The 21,218-nt window shown below is 71.7% G+C and carries 18 protein-coding genes; 2 read left to right on the forward strand and 16 right to left on the reverse strand.

Going from position 1 to position 21,218, the window contains the following annotated elements; genetic code table 11:
• Positions 1-292: 292 nt before the first annotated feature.
• Positions 293-1,720, reverse strand: a complete 1,428-nt coding sequence (locus ABTX62_RS35910; RefSeq protein ID WP_352120115.1) for an RsmB/NOP family class I SAM-dependent RNA methyltransferase — start codon at positions 1,718-1,720, stop codon at positions 293-295.
• Between the two features lie 114 nt (positions 1,721-1,834).
• A complete protein-coding gene (gene fmt, locus ABTX62_RS35915; protein ID WP_352120116.1) occupies positions 1,835-2,767 on the reverse strand; it encodes a methionyl-tRNA formyltransferase in 933 nt (310 codons plus the stop codon).
• A 327-nt stretch (positions 2,768-3,094) separates the two neighbouring features.
• Here fmt and ABTX62_RS35920 point away from each other — a divergent pair, with 327 nt between their 5' ends.
• Complete coding sequence (locus tag ABTX62_RS35920; protein WP_352120117.1) at positions 3,095-3,637, forward strand: hypothetical protein; 543 nt, start codon at positions 3,095-3,097, stop codon at positions 3,635-3,637.
• A gap of 97 nt (positions 3,638-3,734) precedes the next feature.
• Here ABTX62_RS35920 and ABTX62_RS35925 read toward each other — a convergent pair whose 3' ends face one another.
• The 14 genes from ABTX62_RS35925 to pyrR form a co-directional block, all read right to left on the reverse strand.
• The gene (locus tag ABTX62_RS35925; RefSeq protein WP_352120118.1) at positions 3,735-5,900 is read right to left on the reverse strand and encodes a primosomal protein N'; all 2,166 of its coding nucleotides are present in this window, start codon (positions 5,898-5,900) and stop codon (positions 3,735-3,737) included.
• A gap of 113 nt (positions 5,901-6,013) precedes the next feature.
• On the reverse strand, positions 6,014-7,222 hold the full coding sequence (gene metK, locus ABTX62_RS35930; RefSeq protein WP_352120119.1) for a methionine adenosyltransferase: 1,209 nt from the start codon (positions 7,220-7,222) through the stop codon (positions 6,014-6,016).
• Positions 7,223-7,457: 235 nt separating this feature from the next.
• Positions 7,458-8,660: a bifunctional phosphopantothenoylcysteine decarboxylase/phosphopantothenate--cysteine ligase CoaBC gene (coaBC, locus tag ABTX62_RS35935; protein WP_352120120.1), complete on the reverse strand. Its 1,203-nt coding sequence runs from the start codon at positions 8,658-8,660 to the stop codon at positions 7,458-7,460.
• A gap of 114 nt (positions 8,661-8,774) precedes the next feature.
• Positions 8,775-9,047 (reverse strand): DNA-directed RNA polymerase subunit omega, encoded by a 273-nt coding sequence (gene rpoZ / locus ABTX62_RS35940; protein WP_003988945.1) that lies wholly within the window; start codon positions 9,045-9,047, stop codon positions 8,775-8,777.
• Between the two features lie 68 nt (positions 9,048-9,115).
• Positions 9,116-9,709, reverse strand: coding sequence for a guanylate kinase (gene gmk / locus ABTX62_RS35945; protein WP_352120121.1), 594 nt, complete (start codon positions 9,707-9,709; stop codon positions 9,116-9,118).
• A gap of 58 nt (positions 9,710-9,767) precedes the next feature.
• Entirely contained in the window at positions 9,768-10,091 is a 324-nt protein-coding gene (locus ABTX62_RS35950; protein WP_003977346.1) for an integration host factor, read from the reverse strand.
• Positions 10,092-10,368: 277 nt separating this feature from the next.
• A complete protein-coding gene (gene pyrF / locus ABTX62_RS35955; protein ID WP_352120122.1) occupies positions 10,369-11,214 on the reverse strand; it encodes an orotidine-5'-phosphate decarboxylase in 846 nt (281 codons plus the stop codon).
• Positions 11,211-12,317 (reverse strand): quinone-dependent dihydroorotate dehydrogenase, encoded by a 1,107-nt coding sequence (locus ABTX62_RS35960; RefSeq protein ID WP_352120123.1) that lies wholly within the window; start codon positions 12,315-12,317, stop codon positions 11,211-11,213. The genes pyrF and ABTX62_RS35960 overlap by 4 nt, the downstream gene beginning before the upstream one ends.
• 70 nt (positions 12,318-12,387) lie before the next feature.
• Complete coding sequence (gene carB, locus ABTX62_RS35965; protein ID WP_352120124.1) at positions 12,388-15,696, reverse strand: carbamoyl-phosphate synthase large subunit; 3,309 nt, start codon at positions 15,694-15,696, stop codon at positions 12,388-12,390.
• The gene (gene carA, locus ABTX62_RS35970) at positions 15,689-16,831 is read right to left on the reverse strand and encodes a glutamine-hydrolyzing carbamoyl-phosphate synthase small subunit (protein WP_352120125.1); all 1,143 of its coding nucleotides are present in this window, start codon (positions 16,829-16,831) and stop codon (positions 15,689-15,691) included. The genes carB and carA overlap by 8 nt, the downstream gene beginning before the upstream one ends.
• Positions 16,828-17,397 (reverse strand): PH-like domain-containing protein, encoded by a 570-nt coding sequence (locus tag ABTX62_RS35975; RefSeq protein WP_352120126.1) that lies wholly within the window; start codon positions 17,395-17,397, stop codon positions 16,828-16,830. The genes carA and ABTX62_RS35975 overlap by 4 nt, the downstream gene beginning before the upstream one ends.
• The gene (locus tag ABTX62_RS35980) at positions 17,394-18,680 is read right to left on the reverse strand and encodes a dihydroorotase (RefSeq protein ID WP_352120127.1); all 1,287 of its coding nucleotides are present in this window, start codon (positions 18,678-18,680) and stop codon (positions 17,394-17,396) included. Before ABTX62_RS35980 ends, ABTX62_RS35975 begins: the two co-directional genes overlap by 4 nt.
• A gap of 5 nt (positions 18,681-18,685) precedes the next feature.
• Positions 18,686-19,663, reverse strand: a complete 978-nt coding sequence (locus tag ABTX62_RS35985; protein ID WP_283972556.1) for an aspartate carbamoyltransferase catalytic subunit — start codon at positions 19,661-19,663, stop codon at positions 18,686-18,688.
• A gap of 102 nt (positions 19,664-19,765) precedes the next feature.
• A complete protein-coding gene (gene pyrR / locus ABTX62_RS35990) occupies positions 19,766-20,332 on the reverse strand; it encodes a bifunctional pyr operon transcriptional regulator/uracil phosphoribosyltransferase PyrR (protein ID WP_283972557.1) in 567 nt (188 codons plus the stop codon).
• A 266-nt stretch (positions 20,333-20,598) separates the two neighbouring features.
• On the opposite strand from pyrR, the gene bldD reads away from it, so the two are divergent.
• Entirely contained in the window at positions 20,599-21,102 is a 504-nt protein-coding gene (gene bldD / locus ABTX62_RS35995) for a transcriptional regulator BldD (protein WP_018570201.1), read from the forward strand.
• Positions 21,103-21,218 lie beyond the last annotated feature (116 nt).

Here is a 21,218-nt window from a genome sequence, read left to right on the forward strand (position 1 = left end):
CGTGCTCTCGGCGTGCCGGGTGCAAGCCCTCGTACTGGGTGTACTTGGGCTTGCGCCCGGTGCGGCGAGAGTGCGTGCCGGGCGTCGCGACGGGGAGAACGTTGCCTGCTGCGGCACTAGCGCTGTTCACCGCCCAGGCGCTGATCCACCCCCTGGCCGAGCACGGCGGTCGGACGGTCAGCGGCCAGAGCGGCGGGGCATCCTCGCGGTGCTGGTCTTCGGAGCGGGAACGGGTTATGTCCGGCGCGCCAGGACGGCGGCGCGCCGGAGGGGGCAGCGGTGAGAGCGGGCGTCAGCCGGTCCGGCGAACAAGCGCCAGGTACATCGCGTCGGTCCCGTGCAGATGCGGCCACAACTGCACGTCCGGGCCGTCACCCAGGTCCGGTACGCCGGGCAGCAGCGGCCGGGCGTCGACGAGGTCCGTGTCCGGGTGCTGCTTGAGCACGTCGGCGACGACGGCCCGGGTCTCGGCGAGGTGCGGCGAGCAGGTCGCGTAACCCACGACACCGCCGACCCGCACCGACTCCAGGGCGGTGCGCAGCAGCCCGCGCTGCAGCGGCGCGAAGCCCTCCAGATCCTCCGGACGGCGCCGCCAGCGCGCCTCGGGACGGCGGCGCAGGGCGCCGAGGCCGGTGCACGGCACGTCGACCAGCACCCGGTCGAAGCTGCCGGGCCGCCACGCCGGACGCGTCCCGTCCGCGGCGATCACCTGATACGGACCGGGGTTGCCGTCCAGCGCCTTCGCCACGAGGCCGGCCCGATGGGTCTGCTTCTCGGAGGCGACGAGCAGGGCACCCCGCTCGGCGGCCAGCGCGCCGAGCAGCGCCGCCTTGCCACCGGGCCCCGCGCACCCGTCCAGCCAGCGCCGGTCGGGCCCGTCCAGGGGCGCGTTGGCAAGGGCGATCGCCACGAGCTGGCTGCCCTCGTCCTGCACACCGGCCCGTCCGTCCCGCACGGCCGCGATGGCCCCCGGCTCCCCGCCCTCGGTCAGCCGTACCGCGTACGGCGACCAGTGCCCCCGCACCGCGGCGTCCTCGTCGAGCAGTTCCTCGGTGGTGGCCCGCCCGGGCCGCGCCACCAAGGTCACCTCGGGCCGCTCGTTGTCGGCGCGCAGTAGCTCCTCGACGCCGGTCCTGCCGCCGCCCAGGGAGTCCCACAGCGCGGACACGACCCACCTGGGGTGCGAGTGGACGACGGCGAGATGGTCCTCGGGGTCCTCGTCGTAAGGGGGCGCGACCTTCTCCAGCCACCCCTCCAGATCGTGCTGCGCGACCTTCCGCAGCACGGCGTTGACGAACTTGGCCCGTCCGTCGCCGAGCACGACCCGCGCGAGTTCGACGGTCGCGGACACGGCCGCGTGCGTCGGGATCCGGGTGCCGAGCAGCTGGTGCGCGCCGAGGCTGAGCACGTCCAGCACCGGCGGGTCGACCTCTCTGAGCGGCCGGTCCACGCAGGTCCCCAGGACCGCGTCGTACGTCCCCTGCCACCGCAGCGTCCCGTACACCAGCTCGGTGGCGAGCGCCGCGTCCCGGGCGTCGAACGACTCGGGGCCCTCCTTCTCGCGCGCCTTGCGCAGCAGGGGCGGGAGTACGAGGTTGGCGTAGGCGTCCCGCTCGTCCACGGCCCTGAGCGCCTCGAAGGCGAGGATGCGGACGGGGTCCTTCTTGGGGCGGCGGTAGGGCTTGCCTGGCGTGCGGGCTCGACGGGGCTGTTCGCTCACGAAAAAGGTGCTCCGGGTGTGAGAAGAAGTGCGCCGTCCAGCCTACGCCGCCGGGAGCAGCGGGGAACCGGCGGCGGGGCATCGCACCGCCGCGCGGCCCTGCCGGGGCGGATGTCAGCCGCCGAGCCGCTCGCCCTCGCCGATCCGCACCCCGCGCGCCCAGTCCGCCGCCCGCATCGGCTTCTTGCCCTGCGCCTGCACCCACAGCAGCTCGACGCCGTAGGAGCCGGTGCCGACGTACACGTTGTTCTTCCCGGCGGTGATCTGCCCCGGGGCGAGGTCCGTCCGGTCGGGCACGGGGGTGGCCTGGATGAGCTTGAGCCGCTCGCCGCGGAACGTGGTCCAGGCGCCGGGAGCCGGGGTGCAGCCGCGCACCATCCGGTCCACGCGCAGCGCGGGCGCGCTCCAGTCGAGGTGCGCGTCCTCGACGTTGACCTTCGGGGCGAGGCTGATCCCGTCGGCCGGCTGCGGTACGGCCTTCAGCGTGCCGTCCTCGATGCCGTCCATGGTCGCCGCGAGCAGTCCGGCACCGGCGAACGCCAGCCGGGTCAGCAGATCCCCGCTGGTGTCGGTGGGCCGGATCTCCTCGGTCACCGTGCCGTACACCGGCCCGGAGTCGAGCCCTTCCTCGATCAGGAAGGTCGACGCCCCGGTGATCTCGTCGCCGGCCATGATGGCGTGCTGCACGGGCGCGGCTCCACGCCAGGCCGGCAGCAGGGAGAAGTGCAGGTTGACCCAGCCGTGCACGGGCACGTCGAGGGCGACCCGGGGCAGCAGCGCTCCGTAGGCGACGACGGGGCAGCAGTCCGGCCCGATCTCCCGCAGCCGCTCCAGGAACTCGGGGTCCTTCGGCTTCGCGGGCTTCAGCACCTCGATCCCGGCCTCCTCCGCCCGCTCGGCGACGGGGGACGCGACGAGCCTGCGTCCGCGTCCGGCCGGCGCGTCGGGCCGCGTGACGACGGCGGCCACCTCGTGCCGCCCGGAGGCGAGCAGAGCGTCCAGAGCGGGAACGGCGACCTCGGGTGTACCGGCGAAGACGAGCTTCATGGGGTGGTGGGGGCCTCTCGGGCGGGGGTCGATGACGGGCAGCACACAAGTCTATGAGCCGTGGGACGCAACGCCGCCGACGGCGCTCGGCCCCTGCTGGGAGGGCCGGGCCGCTCGGTCGCACGGTCGCGGGCGGTGCGCGGGTGGACGACCCCGCCGAGGGCCGAAGCCGAGGCGCGCACCCCGCGCAAACGGGCGCACGCATATGCCCCCGCGCCCCCACACCGTGACCCGCGGAGCGAATCCGCGTTGGTCAAGACAGAGTTGACCACAACGGGCCGCGATCGCGGCCCAATTCCTTTCAACGCCGGTTCGAGAGGCTTGTTCATGGCCGACCACGCAACCCACGACGCCCAGGCTCGGGCCAGCCTGCACTTGCTGGTGCGGGACATCGAGCGGGTCCGCCGGCAGGTGGACGCGCTGCGCACACTCACCGCCCAGTTGGGCAACGTCTACCGCCCGCGCCGCTCCGGTCCCTCCACGGGCTTCGTCGTCTACGGACGTGCCCCCGCCCCGACGGTACGTCTCGCCCAGGAGCTGCGCGACAGCGTCGAGACCCTGGTCACGGCGGCCGTGGACTTCGATCGCTCACTCGGCTTCTCGTGGGACGCGGTGGGCTCCGCGCTCGGAGTCACCAAGCAGGCGGTCCACCGCCGTTACGGCGCCCGCCGGGCCACGGCCCAGGCGGCGCCCGAGCCGGAGCGCACCCCGGAGCCGTCGGGCAGCCGCTCGGTCAATGTGACCGCCGGCCTGCCCACGGTCCCGACCGTCCCGGCGGCCCGCTCCATGCCCACGCAACCCACGGCCGGCAGTCCCGCGCTGCGCGAAGAGGTGAGGCCGACGGCCTTTCCCGGCCCGCGCAACGGCTGACCCACCCCCTGCCCTGCCCTGCCCTCCCGGAACGCCTCCGGGAGGGCAGTCGCGTATGCGGCCGCCCACCCGGACATCCCCCACCCCCGGCCTCGGCTCACCCGATGTCGGCCGGATCGACCCGTACCCAGACGCCCGACCCGGTCCCGGCGCCACCACCGCTCCCCCGAGCCATCCGCGCGGCCTGCGCCGCCTTGAGCGCGGCGGCCAGCGCTGCCCCCCTCCCCGGCGGCACCCGCAGCAGCGCCCGCTCCCACTGCTCCCCGGGCGGGGGCGCGCCCGCCCGCCGCGGCCGCCCCGCGCCGGGAACGGGCAGCGGCACCGGACCCAGCACCTCCGCCTCGGGCGGCAGCTCGGCCGTACGGAGGAAGTCGGCCACCGCCTGAGGCGGGCCCGACACCGCGGCCATCCGCGACACCGGCGGAAATCCCAGCTCGGCCCGCTCGGCGAGTTCCCGCACCGCGTGACCGACGGGGTCCCAGCGCACCAGCGCCTGCACGGGCCGCAGCGTCGGCTCGGCCACGACCACCACCGTGCCACCGGCCGACTGCGGCCGGACCAGGGACGCCGCCGCGATCCACCGACGCAGCGCGTCCTCCCCGGCCCGCAGGTCGGGCCGCCCGAGCATGGCCCAGCCGTCCAGCAGCAGTGCCGCCGCGTACCCGCCCTCGGCGACGGGCTCGGCCCCCGGCGTGCTCACGACCAGCGCCGGCGCGCCCGGGACGGTGTCGAGCACGTGCTCCCGCCCCGAGGTGCGTACCGGCACGGCGGGGAAGGCCCGCCCGAGCTCCTCGGCGGTCCGCCGCGCCCCGACGACCGAGGCCCGCAGCCGGAAGGAACCGCACTCCGGGCAGTGCCAGCCGCTCTCGCCGCGTCCGCACCACCCGCAGTCCAGGGCACCGCCGTCCGGCGCCTCCAACGGCCCGGAGCAGTGCCCGCAGCGCGCGGGCGCCCGGCAGTCGGCACACGCCATGCGCGGCACATACCCCCGGCGAGGCACCTGCACCAGCACCGGGCCGCGCCGAAGGCCGTCCCTGACGGCCTGCCACGCGAGGGAGGGCAGCCGGGCGGCCCGGGCGGCCTCGTCCCGGGCGAGGTCCTGGTCCCCGACGGTCCGGATGAGCGGCGCGGTCCCGCGCACCTGGTCCCGGCCGGCGACGACCGGGCGTGCCCAGCCGCTCTCGACGAGTTGCGCGGCCTCCACCGTGCAGCTCCAGCTGCCCAGCAGGAAGCCGCACCCGTCCTGGGCGGCCCGCAGCAGGAGCACCTCGCGGGCGTGCGGCTGCGGGGCGTGCTGCTCGCTGTGGCTGTCGTCGCCGTCGTCCCACAGAGCGACCAGGCCGAGGTCCTGGACCGGCGCGAACATCGCGGCCCGGGTCCCGATCACGGCCCGGACGGAACCGCGCCGCACCGCGAGCCACTGCGCGTAGCGCTTCTCGGGTCCGGCGTCGGCGGTGAGTACCGCGTGCCTCCCCTCCCCCAGCAGGGAGGTCAGGGCGGCGTCGACCCGCGCGACGGCCCGCCCGTCGGGCAGGACGGCGAGCGCGCCGCGCCCGGAGGCCAGCGTCGCGGCGACGGCCCGCGCCAGCTCCTCGCTCCACTCCGGCCCGGGCAGCGCGTTCCACACGGCCCGGGGTGCTCCGCCGGAGGCCAGCGACTCCAGGAAGGCCGCTCCCCGCTCGTAGCGCGGCCAGGAGCCCGGCTCGGGCACCGGGGGCGGTGGCAGCGGGTCGGGTGAGGGCCGCTGCTCGGCTCGTGCGTTGCGCGGCGGTACGGCGAGTTGCAGGACGTCGGCGAGGCTGCCCGCGTACCGGTCGGCGACCGCCCGGGCCAGCCCCAGCAACTCCTCGCTCAGCACCGGCTCGGGCGACACGACCTGGGCGAGGGCGGCCAGCGGTCCGGCGTAGTCGGACTCGGCCAGCCGCTCGACGAGGAATCCGTCGATGAGGCCACCGCCCTCGCGACGGCCTTCCCGCACTCGGTGCCGTCCGGCCCCGAACCGCACCCGCACGCGGACGCCCGGCCGGGCGTCCGCGTCCAGTTCCTCGGGCACGGCGTAGTCGAAGTACCGGTCGAGATGGAGCACGCCCTTGTCGACGAGGACGCGCGCGACGGGGAGCTCCTTGGCGAGGGCGGCCCCCCGCCAGGTGCGCGGCTTGGCCCGGGGGGTCTTGGCGTTGCGCACACTGTCCCGGATGAGCGCGAGCTGCTCGGGCGGCGCACCCTCGGCCCCGCCGCCCGCGTGTTCGTTCTCGCTGCTCACGCTTGCATTCTTACCAAACACCACTGACACGCGGCGGTGCCCGGGAGGAGAGCCCCGCCCCCGGACACGGCGAAGCCCGGCCCCCGAGGGGGCCGGGCTTCGGATGCCGGGACCTACAGACCCGCGGCTTCGCGGAGCGCGTCCACGCGGTCCGTCCGCTCCCACGTGAAGTCGGGGAGCTCGCGGCCGAAGTGGCCGTACGCGGCGGTCTGGGAGTAGATCGGGCGGAGCAGGTCGAGGTCGCGGATGATGGCGGCCGGGCGGAGGTCGAAGACCTCGTCGATCGCCTTCTCGATCCTCTCCGTCTCGATCTTGGCGGTGCCGAAGGTCTCGACGAACAGACCGACCGGCTCGGCCTTGCCGATCGCGTACGCGACCTGGACCTCGCAGCGGGTGGCGAGACCGGCGGCGACCACGTTCTTGGCGACCCAGCGCATCGCGTACGCCGCGGAGCGGTCGACCTTGGACGGGTCCTTGCCCGAGAAAGCGCCGCCGCCGTGCCGGGCCATGCCGCCGTAGGTGTCGATGATGATCTTGCGGCCGGTCAGACCGGCGTCACCCATCGGGCCGCCGATCTCGAAACGGCCGGTGGGGTTGACCAGGAGACGGTAGTTCTCCGTGTCGATCTTGATGCCCTCGTCCAGAAGCGCCTTCAGCTCCGGCTCGACGACGAACTCCTTGATGTCCGGGGCCAGCAGCGAGTCCAGGTCGATGTCCGAGGCGTGCTGCGAGGAGACGACGACGGTGTCCAGACGGACCGCCTTGTCGCCGTCGTACTCGATGGTGACCTGCGTCTTGCCGTCCGGGCGCAGGTAGGGGATCGTACCGTTCTTGCGCACGTCGGACAGGCGCTTCGACAGGCGGTGGGCCAGGAAGATCGGCAGCGGCATCAGCGTCGGCGTCTCGTCCGTCGCATAGCCGAACATCAGGCCCTGGTCGCCCGCGCCCTGCTTGTCGAGCTCGTCGTCGTCGCCCTCGACACGCGTCTCGTACGCCGTGTCCACACCCTGGGCGATGTCCGGGGACTGCGCGCCGATCGACACCGACACACCGCAGGAGGCGCCGTCGAAGCCCTTCTTGCTGGAGTCGTAGCCGATTTCGAGGATCTTGCTCCGGACCAGCGTCGCGATGTCCGCGTACGTCTTGGTCGTGACCTCGCCGGCCACGTGCACCAGGCCGGTCGTGATCAGGGTCTCGACGGCGACCCGGGAGGACGGGTCCTCGCGCAGAAGCGCGTCGAGAATGGTGTCGCTGATCTGGTCAGCGATCTTGTCGGGGTGACCCTCGGTCACGGACTCCGAGGTGAACAGGCGACGGGACACAACGCTCCCTGGGGTTGCAGCGGCTGCTGGCTGATCAATGGCGGACGGCGGGGGCTGCACCCGGCGCCGTCCGTGGAACAGTTTACGGGTCACACTTCGGCCACGGGCCCCCTGTCTCGCCACTCGGGAGTGCTGTGACCTGCGGCACGGGCATTCTGCCCAATGCCGAGCGGCGTTGGCCAGAGGCGCCACGCCCGGATCCAGCCGCTTTCGAGGGGTGCGCGGCGCCCGGATTTCAGCACAGGCGCTCGGCGACCAGGTCCCACACCGTATCGGCCAGGGCTTCCTTGGGGCCGTACGGCACCGCCGTCTCACTGCCGTCCGCGCCGAGCACGACGGCCTCGTTCTCCTCGGAACCGAAGGTCTTGCGCTCCCCCACCTCGTTCACGACGAGCAGGTCGCAGCCCTTGCGCTTGAGTTTGGCGCGGCCGTTGGCGAGGACATCGTCCGTCTCCGCGGCGAAGCCGACGATCACCTGTCCGGCGCGGGCCCGTTCGGCGGAGATCTCCGCGAGGACGTCCGGATTGCGCACCAGGGTGATCGGCTCCGGCTCCCGGCCGTCCTTCTTCTTGATCTTCCCCGCCGCGTACGCCGCCGGGCGGAAGTCGGCGACCGCGGCCGCCATCACCACGGCGTCGGCCTCGGGGGCGGCCCGCAGCACCGCCTCGCGCAGCTGCACGGCGGTGCCGACCGGGACGACGTCGACGCCCGCCGGGGCGGGCAGGGTGCTGTTGGCCGCGATCAGCGTGACACGGGCGCCGCGGGCCGCGGCGGTGCGGGCGAGGGCGTAGCCCTGCTTGCCGGAGGAGCGGTTGCCGAGGAAGCGGACGGGGTCCAGGGGCTCGCGGGTGCCGCCCGCGCTGACGACGACGTGCCGGCCCTCGAGGTCGGGCTCGGCGATGCCCCGGGCCAGCACCCGGCGGCACACCTCGAAGATCTCGCCCGGGTCGGGCAGCCGGCCCTTGCCGGTGTCGACGCCCGTCAGACGGCCCACGGCCGGCTCGATGACGAGGGCACCGCGGCGGCGCAGCGTCGCCACGTTCTCCTGGGTGGCCGGGTGCTCCCACATCTCCGTGTGCATGGCGGGGGCGAAGACGACCGGGCAGCGGGCGGTGAGGAGCGTGTTGGTGAGGAGGTCGTCGGCGAGGCCGTGGGCCGCCTTGGCGAGCATGTCGGCGGTGGCGGGGGCGACGACGACGAGGTCCGCGTGCTGCCCGATGCGGACGTGCGGGACCTCGTGCACGTCGTCCCACACGTCGGTGGAGACCGGGTTGCCGGAGAGCGCGGCCCAGGTGGCTGCGCCGACGAAGTGCAGCGCGGAGGCGGTGGGCACCACCCGCACGTCGTGGCCCGACTCCGTCAGCCGCCGCAGCAGCTCACAGGCCTTGTACGCGGCGATGCCCCCGCTGACCCCCAGAACGACCTTCGGCTTGTCCACGTCTCTCCCCGGACCTCGGCAACCGGCACACCGTACGCCTCCATGACACACCACAGGCCCGGCAGTCGGCCTGCCGGGCCTGTGGACAAGTCAGCATGAAGCTGTAAATCCTATTTACTGCGCCGGGCCCTCGACGGCCTCGGACGTCAGGAGCCCCGCGTTGATCTCGCGGAGGGCGATCGAGAGCGGCTTCTCGTGGACGTGCGTGTCGACGAGAGGACCGACGTACTCGAGGAGACCCTCGCCGAGCTGCGAGTAGTACGCGTTGATCTGGCGGGCACGCTTGGCCGCGTAGATCACGAGGCTGTACTTCGAGTCGGTGGCCTCGAGGAGCTCGTCGATCGGCGGGTTGATGATGCCCTCGGGCGCGGAGATGGAAGAGGACACGCTCTACCTTCCGATGGATGGGAAAGAATCTGTCGGGTTGACCGGCCGGCCGGAACGATCGGCGATGGTCACACGACGTCCATCAAGGCTAGCAGCTCACGAGCGACGTCCTCGACGGAGGTGTTGACCAGGGTGGTGTCGAACTCCGGCTCGGCCGCGAGTTCGATCTTCGCCGCCTGCAGCCGGCGCTCGATCACCTCGGGCGGCTCGGTGCCCCGCCCGGTGAGTCTGCGCACGAGCTCCTCCCAGGAGGGAGGGGCCAGGAACACCAGCTGGGCCTCGGACATCGACTCGCGGACCAGGCGGGCGCCCTGCAGGTCGATCTCCAGGAGGACGGGCTCGCCGTTCTCCAGGCGCTCCTGCACGGCCGCACGCGGCGTGCCGTAGCGGTTGCCGGCGAACTCGGCCCACTCCAGCAGCTCCCCGTTGGCGATCAGCTTGTCCATCTCGTCGTCGGAGACGAAGAAGTAGTGGACTCCGTGCTGCTCGCCGGGGCGCGGCTTGCGGGTCGTCGCCGACACCGAGAGCCAGACTTCGGGGTGTTCCTTACGCATATGGGCGACGACCGTGCTCTTGCCGACCCCGGAGGGGCCGGAGAGCACGGTCAGCCGCGGACGTACGTCCGGGGGTACGGGGGTCGTCCCCCGGGGTGTTGCAGCCATGCAGCGATTATCCAGCAATCCCGGAGTGCCCGGGACTCGCTTCCCCGGACTGCCGGGTTCAGGAGCCGGTGCTGCCGAACTCGCGCTCCAGGGAGGCGATCTGGTTGGAACCGAGACCACGCACACGGCGGCTCTCGGAGATACCGAGTCGCTCCATGATCTGCTTGGCGCGGACCTTGCCCACGCCGGGCAGCGACTCGAGGAGGGCGGAGACCTTCATCTTGCCGATGACGTCGTTCTCCTGGCCCTGCTTGATGACCTCGTGAAGGGAGGCGCCGGAGTGCTTGAGTCGATTCTTGACCTCGGCCCGCTCCCGGCGAGCCGCGGCGGCCTTTTCGAGCGCGGCTGCGCGCTGTTCAGGGGTAAGGGGCGGAAGAGCCACGCCTACGTCACCTCGGATGTCGAACTGTCGGATACGGACCGGTGAGGAACCTAGTCGCCCCACACCTGGGGAGCCACGAGCAACACACGCTTGCCCGTCCTCTCGTCGGAGACTAGCGGGCAAGTCCGCCAGAGTCAGCGAGAACAGCGGAAAAGTCCTGGTCAGCCTTCATCTGAACGGACATTTAGGACATACTGCCCTGGATTTGAGGATGTATTCAGACTCAAGCGCGCCGCGGACGGGTCATCGGAGGTCTCCCGGCAAGGTCTGGACCGCCTCACGAGGACGTCACGGCGTGACGGATCTCCTCCGCGAAGCGGTCGGCGGCGTCACGCAGAGCGACCGCGTCGGGACCGTGGCGTAGCACTCCCCGGCTGACGTTCGGCACGACGTTGCGCACGGCCGCGCCGAAGACCTCGGGAAGGTCGGCCGGCGTGGCCCCCTGGGCGCCGATGCCGGGCGCGAGGAGCGGGCCGTTGATGTCCAGGTCGTACGTCGACAGGTCACCGAGGGTGGCGCCGACGACCGCGCCGAAGGAGCCCAGCGGTTCCTCGCCCACGTTCTCGGCGGCCAGGTGCGCGAGCATCGTCGCTCCCACGTTCCGGCCGTCGGAGCGCACCGCGTGCTGGACCTCGCCGCCCTCCGGGTTGGAGGTGAGCGCCAGTACGAACAGTCCGGCGCCGCTCTCCCGGGCGAGCGCGACGGCCGGGCCCAGCGAGCCGTAGCCGAGGTAGGGCGAGACGGTGAGCGCGTCGGAGAACAGCGGGGCGTCCTTGTGCAGGAAGGACTCGGCGTAGGCGGCCATGGTGGAGCCGATGTCACCGCGCTTGGCGTCCATCACGACCAGCGCGCCCGCCGCCCGGGCCTCGGCGACGGACTTCTCCAGGACGGCGACACCGCGCGAGCCGAAGCGCTCGAAGAACGCGCTCTGCGGCTTGAGCACGGCGACCCGGTCGGCCACCGCCTCGACGACCGTGCGGCTGAACCGCTCCAGGCCGGCCACATCGTCGTTCAGACCCCACTCGGCGAGCAGGGAGGCGTGTGGGTCGATGCCGACGCACAGCGGGCCGCGCTCGTCCATGGCCCGGCGCAGGCGGGCGCCGAAGGGTTCGAGACCACTCATGCCGTCTTCCTCACGTCGGCGCCCACCGCGTCGGCGAGCGTGGCGTAGGGGCTCGTGGCCAGGCGAGCGGCGAGCCCCTTGTGGATCGCGCGGCCCCAGAAGGGCCCCTCGTAGATGAAGGCGCTGTAGCCCTGGACCAGGGTGGCACCGGCCAGGATGCGCTGCCAGGCGTCCTCGGCGTTCTCGATGCCGCCGACGCCCACCAGGGTGATCCGGTCCCCCACGCGCGCGTAGAGGCGGCGCAGGACCTCCAGGGAGCGTTCCTTCAGGGGCGCCCCGGACAGGCCGCCGGTCTCCTTGACCAGGGAGGGGTCCGACTTCAGGCCGAGTCCCTCGCGCGCGATGGTGGTGTTGGTGGCGATGATGCCGTCCAGCCCGAGCTCCACGGCGAGGTCGGCGACGGCGTCGACGTCCTCGTCGGCGAGGTCCGGCGCGATCTTCACCAGCAGCGGGACGCGCCGTGCGGACACCGCGCGGTCCGCGGCCTCGCGAACGGCGCTCAGCAGGGGGCGCAGCGCCTCCGTCGCCTGGAGGTCGCGCAGACCGGGCGTGTTCGGGGAGGAGACGTTGACGACCAGGTAGTCGGCGTAGGGGGCCAGCCGCTCGGCGGACTTCACGTAGTCCGCGACGGCCTCCTCCTCCGGTACGGCCTTGGTCTTGCCGATGTTGACGCCCACGACCGGCTTGAAGACGGGCGTACGGGAGGCCAGGCGGGCGGCGACGCGGAGCGAGCCGTCGTTGTTGAAGCCCATCCGGTTGATCAGCGCCCGGTCCCCGACCAGGCGGAACAGCCGCTGCTTGGGGTTGCCGGGCTGCGGTTCGCCGGTGACGGTGCCGATCTCGACGTGGTCGAAGCCCAGCATGGCCATGCCGTCGATGCCGACGGCGTTCTTGTCGAAGCCCGCCGCGAGCCCGAAGGGGCCGTGCATGCGCAGGCCGAGGGCCTCGGTGCGCAGTTCCTTGTGGCGGGGCGCGAGGGCGGCTGCGAGGAAGGTGCGCAGCACGGGCACGCGGGCGGCCAGGCGGATCCAGCGGAAGGCCAGGTGATGGGCCCGCTCGGGGTCCAGCCGCTTGAAGACGAGACGGAAGAAGATCTTGTACATGGTGTCCTCACGAAGACATGGCGTCCTCACGAAGAGGGGGACACCGTTTCCGGTGTCCCCCTCGGGGCTGCTAGTCGCGGGCCGCGGTCAGGTGTTCCGCGTGTTCCTGGAGCGATCGGACGCTCACGTCGCCGCGGTTGAGGGCGTCGATGCCCTGGACCGCCGCCGCGAGGGCCTGGACCGTCGTCAGGCAGGGCACGGAGCGCGCCACGGCCGCCGTACGGATGTCGTAGCCGTCCAGACGGCCGCCCGTGCCGTACGGGGTGTTGACGATGAGGTCGACCTCGCCGTCGTGGATGAGCTGGACGATGGTCTTCTCGCCGTTCGGGCCGGTGCCCTCGGACTGCTTGCGCACGACGGTGGCGTTGATGCCGTTGCGCTTGAGGACCTCGGCCGTGCCGGAGGTGGCCAGCAGCTCGAAGCCGTGCGCGACCAGTTCGCGGGCCGGGAAGATCATCGAGCGCTTGTCGCGGTTGGCGACCGAGATGAAGGCGCGGCCCTTGGTCGGCAGCGGGCCGTAGGCGCCGGCCTGCGACTTGGCGTACGCCGTGCCGAAGACGGAGTCGATGCCCATGACCTCGCCGGTGGAGCGCATCTCCGGGCCGAGGACGGTGTCGACACCGCGGCCGTGGATGTCGCGGAAGCGCGACCACGGCATGACGGCCTCCTTGACCGAGATCGGCGCGTCGAGCGGGAGCTCACCGCCGTCGCCGTTCGCCGGGAGCAGGCCCTCGGCGCGCAGTTCGGCGATCGTGGCGCCCAGCGAGATCCGGGCGGCGGCCTTGGCCAGCGGCACCGCGGTCGCCTTCGAAGTGAAGGGCACGGTGCGCGAGGCGCGCGGGTTGGCCTCCAGGACGTAGAGGATGTCCCCCGCGAGCGCGAACTGGATGTTGATCAGGCCGCGGACCCCGACGCCCCTGGCGATGCCCTCCGTGGAGGCGCGCAGGCGCTTGATGTCGAAGCCGCCGAGCGTGATCGGGGGCAGGGCGCACGCCGAGTCGCCGGAGTGGATGCCGGCCTCCTCGATGTGCTCCATGACGCCGCCGAGGTAGAGCTCCTCGCCGTCGTAGAGGGCGTCGACGTCGATCTCGATCGCGTCGTCGAGGAACCGGTCGACCAGGACCGGCCGCGAGGGGCTGATCTCGGTCGACTCGGCGATGTAGGACTCCAGGCGGGTCTCGTCGTAGACGATCTCCATGCCGCGCCCGCCCAGGACGTACGAGGGACGCACCAGGACCGGGTAGCCGATCTCGTCGGCGATGGCCTTGGCCCCGGCGAAGGTGGTGGCGGTGCCGTGCTTGGGAGCCGGAAGGCCCGCCTCGGCGAGGACCCGGCCGAAGGCGCCCCGGTCCTCGGCGGCGTGGATGGCCTCCGGGGAGGTGCCGACGATCGGCACGCCGTTGTCCTTCAGCGCCTGCGACAGACCCAGCGGCGTCTGGCCGCCGAGCTGCACGACGACGCCCGCGACCGGTCCGGCCTGCTGCTCGGCGTGCACGATCTCCAGCACGTCCTCCAGCGTCAGCGGCTCGAAGTACAGGCGGTCGGAGGTGTCGTAGTCCGTGGAGACGGTCTCCGGGTTGCAGTTGACCATCACGGTCTCGTAGCCCGCGTCGCTCAGCGCGAAGGAGGCGTGGACGCAGGAGTAGTCGAACTCGATGCCCTGGCCGATGCGGTTCGGGCCGGAGCCCAGGATGATGACGGCCGGCTTCTCGCGGGAGGCCACCTCCGTCTCCTCGTCGTAGGAGGAGTAGAAGTACGGCGTCTTCGCTGCGAACTCGGCGGCGCAGGTGTCGACCGTCTTGTAGACCGGGCGGACGCCCAGCGCGTGCCGGACCTCACGGACGACGTCCTCGCGCAGGCCGCGGATCTCGCCGATCTGCTGGTCGGAGAAGCCGTGCCGCTTGGCCTCGGCGAGCAGGCCGGTGGTCAGCTCGGGCGCCTGGGCCAGCTCGTCCGCGATCTCCTTGATCAGGAAGAGCTGGTCGACGAACCAGGGGTCGATCTTCGTGTACTCGAAGACCTCCTCGGGCGTGGCGCCCGCGCGGATGGCCTGCATGACGGTGTTGATGCGCCCGTCGGTGGGGCGGACCGACTGCTCCAGGAGCCGGGACTTGTCGCCGGGCTCGCCGACGAAGGTGAACTGGCTGCCCTTCTTCTCCAGGGAGCGCAGCGCCTTCTGGAAGGCCTCGGTGAAGTTGCGGCCGATGGCCATGGCCTCGCCGACCGACTTCATGGTGGTGGTGAGGGTGGAGTCGGCGCTCGGGAACTTCTCGAAGGCGAAGCGCGGGGCCTTCACGACCACGTAGTCGAGCGTCGGCTCGAAGGAGGCCGGGGTCTCCTGGGTGATGTCGTTCGGGATCTCGTCCAGCGTGTAGCCGACGGCCAGCTTGGCGGCGATCTTGGCGATCGGGAAGCCGGTCGCCTTGGAGGCGAGCGCCGAGGAGCGCGACACGCGCGGGTTCATCTCGATGACGATCACCCGGCCGTCTTCGGGGTTCACCGCGAACTGGATGTTGCAGCCGCCGGTGTCGACGCCGACCTCGCGGATGATCGCGATACCGACGTCGCGCAGCACCTGGTACTCGCGGTCGGTCAGCGTCATCGCGGGCGCCACGGTGATCGAGTCGCCGGTGTGCACGCCCATGGGGTCGAAGTTCTCGATGGAGCAGACGACCACGACGTTGTCGTTCTTGTCGCGCATCAGCTCCAGCTCGTACTCCTTCCAGCCGAGAATGGACTCCTCCAGGAGGACCTCGGTGGTCGGGGAGAGCGTGAGGCCCTGGCCGGCGATGCGGCGCAGTTCCTCCTCGTCGTGCGCGAAGCCGGAGCCGGCGCCGCCCATGGTGAAGGAGGGGCGGACGACGACCGGGTAGCCGCCGAGTTCCTCGACGCCCTTGAGGACCTCGTCCATCGAGTGGCAGATGTAGGACCGGGCGGACTCGCCGTGGCCGATCTTCTTGCGGACCTCCTCCACGACCTCCTTGAACCGGTCGCGGTCCTCGCCCTTGTGGATGGCCTCCACGTTGGCGCCGATCAGCTCGACGCCGTACTTGTCCAGGACGCCGTTCTCGTGCAGCGAGATCGCGGTGTTGAGGGCCGTCTGGCCGCCCAGGGTGGGCAGCAGCGCGTCGGGGCGCTCCTTGGCGATGATCTTCTCGACGAATTCGGGGGTGATCGGCTCGACGTAGGTGGCGTCGGCGATCTCCGGGTCGGTCATGATCGTCGCCGGGTTGGAGTTCACCAGGACGACCCGCAGGCCCTCGGCCTTCAGGACCCGGCACGCCTGGGTGCCGGAGTAGTCGAACTCGGCGGCCTGGCCGATGACGATCGGGCCGGAGCCGATGACCAGGACGGACTGGATATCGGTGCGCTTAGGCACGCTGGCCCTCCATCAGGGAAACGAAGCGGTCGAACAGGTAGGCGGCATCGTGCGGGCCGGCTGCCGCTTCGGGGTGGTACTGGACGCTGAAGGCGGGGCGGTCGAGGAGCTGGAGCCCTTCCACCACGTTGTCGTTCAGACAGACGTGGGACACCTCGGCGCGGCCGAACGGGGTCTCGGAGATCTTCTCGAGCGGGGCGTCGACGGCGAAGCCGTGGTTGTGCGCGGTGACCTCGACCTTGCCGGTCGTCCGGTCCTGCACCGGCTGGTTGATGCCGCGGTGGCCGTACTTCAGCTTGTAGGTGCCGAAGCCGAGCGCGCGGCCCAGGATCTGGTTGCCGAAGCAGATGCCGAACAGCGGCGTGCCGCGCTCCAGAACGCCCCGCATGACGGAGACCGGGTGGTCGGCGGTGGCCGGGTCGCCCGGGCCGTTGGAGAAGAACACACCGTCCGGGTTCACCGCGTACACGTCGTCGACGGTCGCGGTCGCCGGGAGCACGTGCACCTCGATGCCGCGCTCGGCCATCCGGTGCGGCGTCATGCCCTTGATGCCCAGGTCGACGGCGGCGACGGTGAACCTCTTCTCGCCGATCGCCGGGACGACGTACGGCTCGGTGGTGGCGACCTCGGCGGCGAGGTCGGCCCCCTTCATCTGCGGCGCCTCCTGGACACGTGCCAGCAGCGCGGCGTCGTCCCGGACGGCGTCGCCGCTGAAGATGCCGACGCGCATGGCGCCGCGCTCGCGCAGGTGGCGGGTGAGGGCGCGGGTGTCGATGCCGCTGATGCCGACGACGCCCTGGGCGTCCAGCTCGTCGTCCAGCGTGCGCCGGGAGCGCCAGCTGGACGGCACGCGCGCGGGGTCGCGCACGACGTAGCCGGAGACCCAGATCTTCCTGGACTCCATGTCCTCGTCGTTCACGCCGGTGTTGCCGACGTGCGGGGCGGTCATCACCACGACCTGGCGGTGGTAGGAGGGGTCGGTCAGGGTTTCCTGGTAGCCGGTCATGCCGGTGGAGAACACCGCTTCGCCGAAGGTCTCCCCCACGGCCCCGTAGGCGCGGCCACGGAAGATCCGGCCGTCCTCCAGGACGAGTACGGCGGGAGTTTGGGCGGCTCCCCTGGTGGAGGTGGTCATCGTTCGGCGCCTTCCCTGGTGTTCGTGTCGATGATGGAGTTGATCGCTTCCACCCACTCGTTGTGCTCGGCCGCGTGGTCGGAGCGGAAGCCGGAGTCGATCAGCCGGTCGCCGTGCGCCCAGGTGACGATCAGCAGGCCGCCCTCGGTGAGCACCTTGCCGGCGATGCCCTTGTCGAGCCGGGCCTCGCGCAGCGCCGCGGCCGGGACGAAGAAGTCGCTCGCCCCGGGGCGTACGACGTCGAGGCCGGCGTCCGTCAGGGTCAGCTCGGCACGGCTGCGGGTGCCCAGGCCGTGCGCGACGATGCGGTCGAGCCACTGCCCGGCGGTGGTGGAGCCGTGGTAGCGGCCGGTCATGGTGAGCTTGGCGGGGCCCGGCTCGTCCGGCGTCGCGGGCAGCTCGGGCAGGTCGCCCTGGAGGGTGCCGCGCCACTTCCAGCCCTCGCGCATCAGCCAGTAGACGAGCGCGACGAACAGGGCGAGGCCGACGACCCAGCCGATGCGGGCGGCCCAGTCGGTCACTTGCGCCGATTCCTTCTCGGCGGCCAGCAGGAGTACAGGTGTCACGTGAGCTTCCCGTCGACGAGCGTGGCCTTGCCCCGCAGCCACGTGTGCGTCACACGGCCCGGCAGCTCGCGGCCCTCGTAGGGGGTGTTGCGGCTGCGCGAGGCGAAGCCCGCGGGTTCCACGAGCCCACGGTATGCCGTGTCGACCAGGGTGAGGTTGGCGGGCTCACCTGCCGAGACGGGACGTCCATGGCCCGAGGCCTGTCCGATCCGCGCGGGCGTGACGGACATCCGGTCGGCGACACCGGCCCAGTCCAGCAGGCCCGTGTCGACCATGGTCTCCTGCACCACCGACAGCGCGGTCTCCAGCCCGACCATGCCCATGGCTGCCGCGGCCCACTCGCAGTCCTTGTCCTCGTGCGGGTGCGGGGCGTGGTCGGTGGCGACGATGTCGATCGTGCCGTCCGCGAGCGCCTCGCGCAGGGCCATCACGTCGCGCTCGGTGCGCAACGGCGGGTTGACCTTGTAGACGGGGTTGTAGGTGCGGACCAGCTCGTCGGTGAGGAGCAGGTGGTGCGGGGTGACCTCGGCGGTGACCTGGATGCCGCGGGACTTGGCCCAGCGGACGATCTCGACGGAGCCGGCGGTCGACAGGTGGCAGATGTGGACGCGGGAGCCGACGTGGTCGGCGAGCAGGACATCCCGGGCGATGATCGATTCCTCGGCCACCGCGGGCCAGCCGCCGAGGCCCAGCTCGGCGGAGACGACGCCCTCGTTCATCTCGGCGCCCTCGGTCAGCCGCGGCTCCTGGGCGTGCTGCGCGACGACACCGCCGAAGGCCTTCACGTACTCCAGGGCGCGGCGCATGATCACGGCGTCGTGGACGCACTTGCCGTCGTCGGAGAAGACGGTGACGCCGGCGGCCGACTCGTGCATGGCGCCCAGCTCGGCGAGCTTCCTGCCCTCCAGGCCGACGGTGACGGCACCGATCGGCTGGACGTCGCAGTAGCCGTGCTCCTTGCCGAGCCGCCAGACCTGCTCGACGACCCCGGCGGTGTCGGCGACCGGGAAGGTGTTGGCCATGGCGAACACGGTGGTGTAGCCGCCGGAGGCTGCGGCCCGGGTGCCGGTGAGGACGGTCTCGGAGTCCTCACGGCCCGGCTCGCGCAGATGGGTGTGCAGGTCGACCAGGCCCGGCAGCAGCACCTTGCCCTCGGCCTCGACGACCTCCGCGCCCTCGGCGCTCAGAGCGGCGCCGACCTCGGCGATGGTCCCACCGTCGATCAGCACGTCCTGCGGCTCGCCGCCGAGCACCTTCGCACCACGGATCAGGATCTTGCTCATCTGTCTTACTTCTCCTCGGTACGGGGGTGGGTGACGGCGGGCTCGTTGCCACCGAGCAGCAGATACAGCACGGCCATCCGGATGGACACTCCGTTGGCGACCTGCTCCACGACGGTGCAGCGGTCGGAGTCGGCGACCTCGGCGGTGATCTCCATGCCGCGGACCATCGGGCCGGGGTGCATCACGACGGCGTGCTCGGGCATGCGCGCCATGCGCTCGCCGTCGAGGCCGTAGCGCCGGGAGTACTCGCGCTCGGTCGGGAAGAACGCGGCGTTCATCCGCTCACGCTGGACACGCAGCATCATGACCGCGTCGGACTTGGGCAGCGTGCTGTCGAGGTCGTACGACACCTCGCAGGGCCAGTTCCCGACACCGACCGGCACCAGCGTGGGCGGCGCGACGAGGGTGACCTCGGCACCGAGGGTGTGCAGCAGGTCGACGTTGGAGCGGGCGACCCGGCTGTGCAGGACGTCACCGACGATGGTGATGCGCTTGCCTTCGAGGTCCCGGCCGAGTCCGGCGTCCGGGCCGACCAGGCGGCGGCGCATGGTGAAGGCGTCCAGCAGGGCCTGGGTGGGGTGCTGGTGGGTGCCGTCGCCGGCGTTGACGACGGCCGCGTCGATCCAGCCGGAGTTCGCCAGGCGGTAGGGGGCTCCGGAGGCGCCGTGCCGGATGACGACGGCGTCGACGCCCATGGCCTCCAGGGTCTGGGCGGTGTCCTTCAGCGACTCGCCCTTGGAGACGCTGGAGCCCTTGGCGGAGAAGTTGATGACGTCCGCGGACAGCCGCTTCTCGGCGGCCTCGAAGGAGATCCGGGTCCGGGTGGAGTCCTCGAAGAAGAGGTTGACGATCGTGCGGCCGCGCAGGGTCGGCAGCTTCTTGATCGGCCGGTCGGCGACCCGGGCCATCTCCTCGGCGGTGTCGAGGATCAGGACGGCGTCGTCGCGGGTGAGGTCGGCGGCCGAGATGAGATGACGCTGCATCTGTCAGGCTCCGTAAGGCAGTTCAAACGGGAGATTCGGGGCAGACGGGCGCGCGAGGGCGCGCACTGAGCAGGCGTACGACGGGGGGGTACGCCTGAAGCGCTACTGAGCGGCCGGCTTGGCGCCGAGCAGCACGGTGTCGCGACCGTCCTCCTCGGCGAGCTGGACCTTGACCGTCTCCCGCAACGACGTGGGGAGGTTCTTGCCGACGTAGTCGGCACGGATGGGCAGTTCGCGGTGTCCGCGGTCGACGAGGACGGCGAGCTGCACCGCGCGCGGGCGCCCGATGTCGTTCAGGGCGTCGAGGGCGGCGCGGATGGTGCGGCCGGAGAAGAGCACGTCGTCGACCAGGACGACGAGTCTGCCGTCGAGGCCGTCACCCGGGATCTCGGTGCGAGCCAGGGCACGCGGCGGGTGCATGCGCAGGTCGTCGCGGTACATGGTGATGTCGAGCGAGCCGCACGGAACCTTGCGCTCGGTGATCTGCTCGAGCTTGTCCGCGATCCGCCGGGCGAGGAAGACGCCCCGGGTCGGAATGCCGAGCAGCACCACGTCGTCGGCGCCCTTGGCGCGTTCGACGATCTCGTGGGCGATGCGGGTCAGTACCCGCGCGATGTCGGGCCCTTCGAGAACGGGCCGCGCATCGGAGTGCGTGTCGTGCGAGTCCATAAGAAACGGACCTCCTTCTCCGCCTCACGGGACGGACCTTAAAGGACGTCGGGATTGCGCCATACACGGTAGCAGGTCTTCGCGATCGCCCGTTCGGCCCCCTCGAATCACCCACTCGGCCTAACGGAACGCCGATATCACGGAAGAGTCGGTGCGGACCATTCGGCTTGACGCAGCAGAGTAACGCTGCGTAACCTCACAGTGAGTTACCAGCCGCGCGGCCTGGCACCCACGCCAGACGCGTCGACACAGTGCCGGGGAGCTATATGTCCAGCGAATACGCCAAACAGCTCGGGGCCAAGCTCCGGGCGATCCGCACCCAGCAGGGCCTTTCCCTCCACGGTGTCGAGGAGAAGTCCCAGGGACGCTGGAAGGCGGTCGTGGTCGGTTCGTACGAGCGCGGCGACCGTGCCGTGACCGTGCAGCGCCTTGCCGAGCTGGCGGATTTCTACGGCGTTCCGGTGCAGGAGCTGCTCCCGGGCACGACCCCGGGCGGCGCCGCCGAGCCGCCGCCGAAGCTGGTCCTGGACCTGGAGCGGCTGGCCACGGTGCCGGCCGAGAAGGCGGGCCCGCTTCAGCGCTACGCGGCCACGATCCAGTCGCAGCGCGGTGACTACAACGGCAAGGTGCTGTCGATCCGCCAGGACGACTTGCGCACGCTCGCCGTCATCTACGACCAGTCGCCGTCGGTCCTCACGGAGCAGCTGATCAGCTGGGGTGTCCTGGACGCGGACGCGCGTCGCGCGGTGGCGTCCCACGAGGAGGCCTGACCCGCTCCGCGGGCTCAGCAGAAACGTACCGCCGGGGTGGCCGAAACCGTATGGTTCTCGGCCACGCAGGTCATCGACGCCGCTGGCGCCTACCAGAAGGTCGACTCCTGGAAGCT

The sequence above is a fragment of the Streptomyces sp. NPDC096046 genome (assembly GCF_040303285.1).
GTDB lineage: Bacteria > Actinomycetota > Actinomycetes > Streptomycetales > Streptomycetaceae > Streptomyces.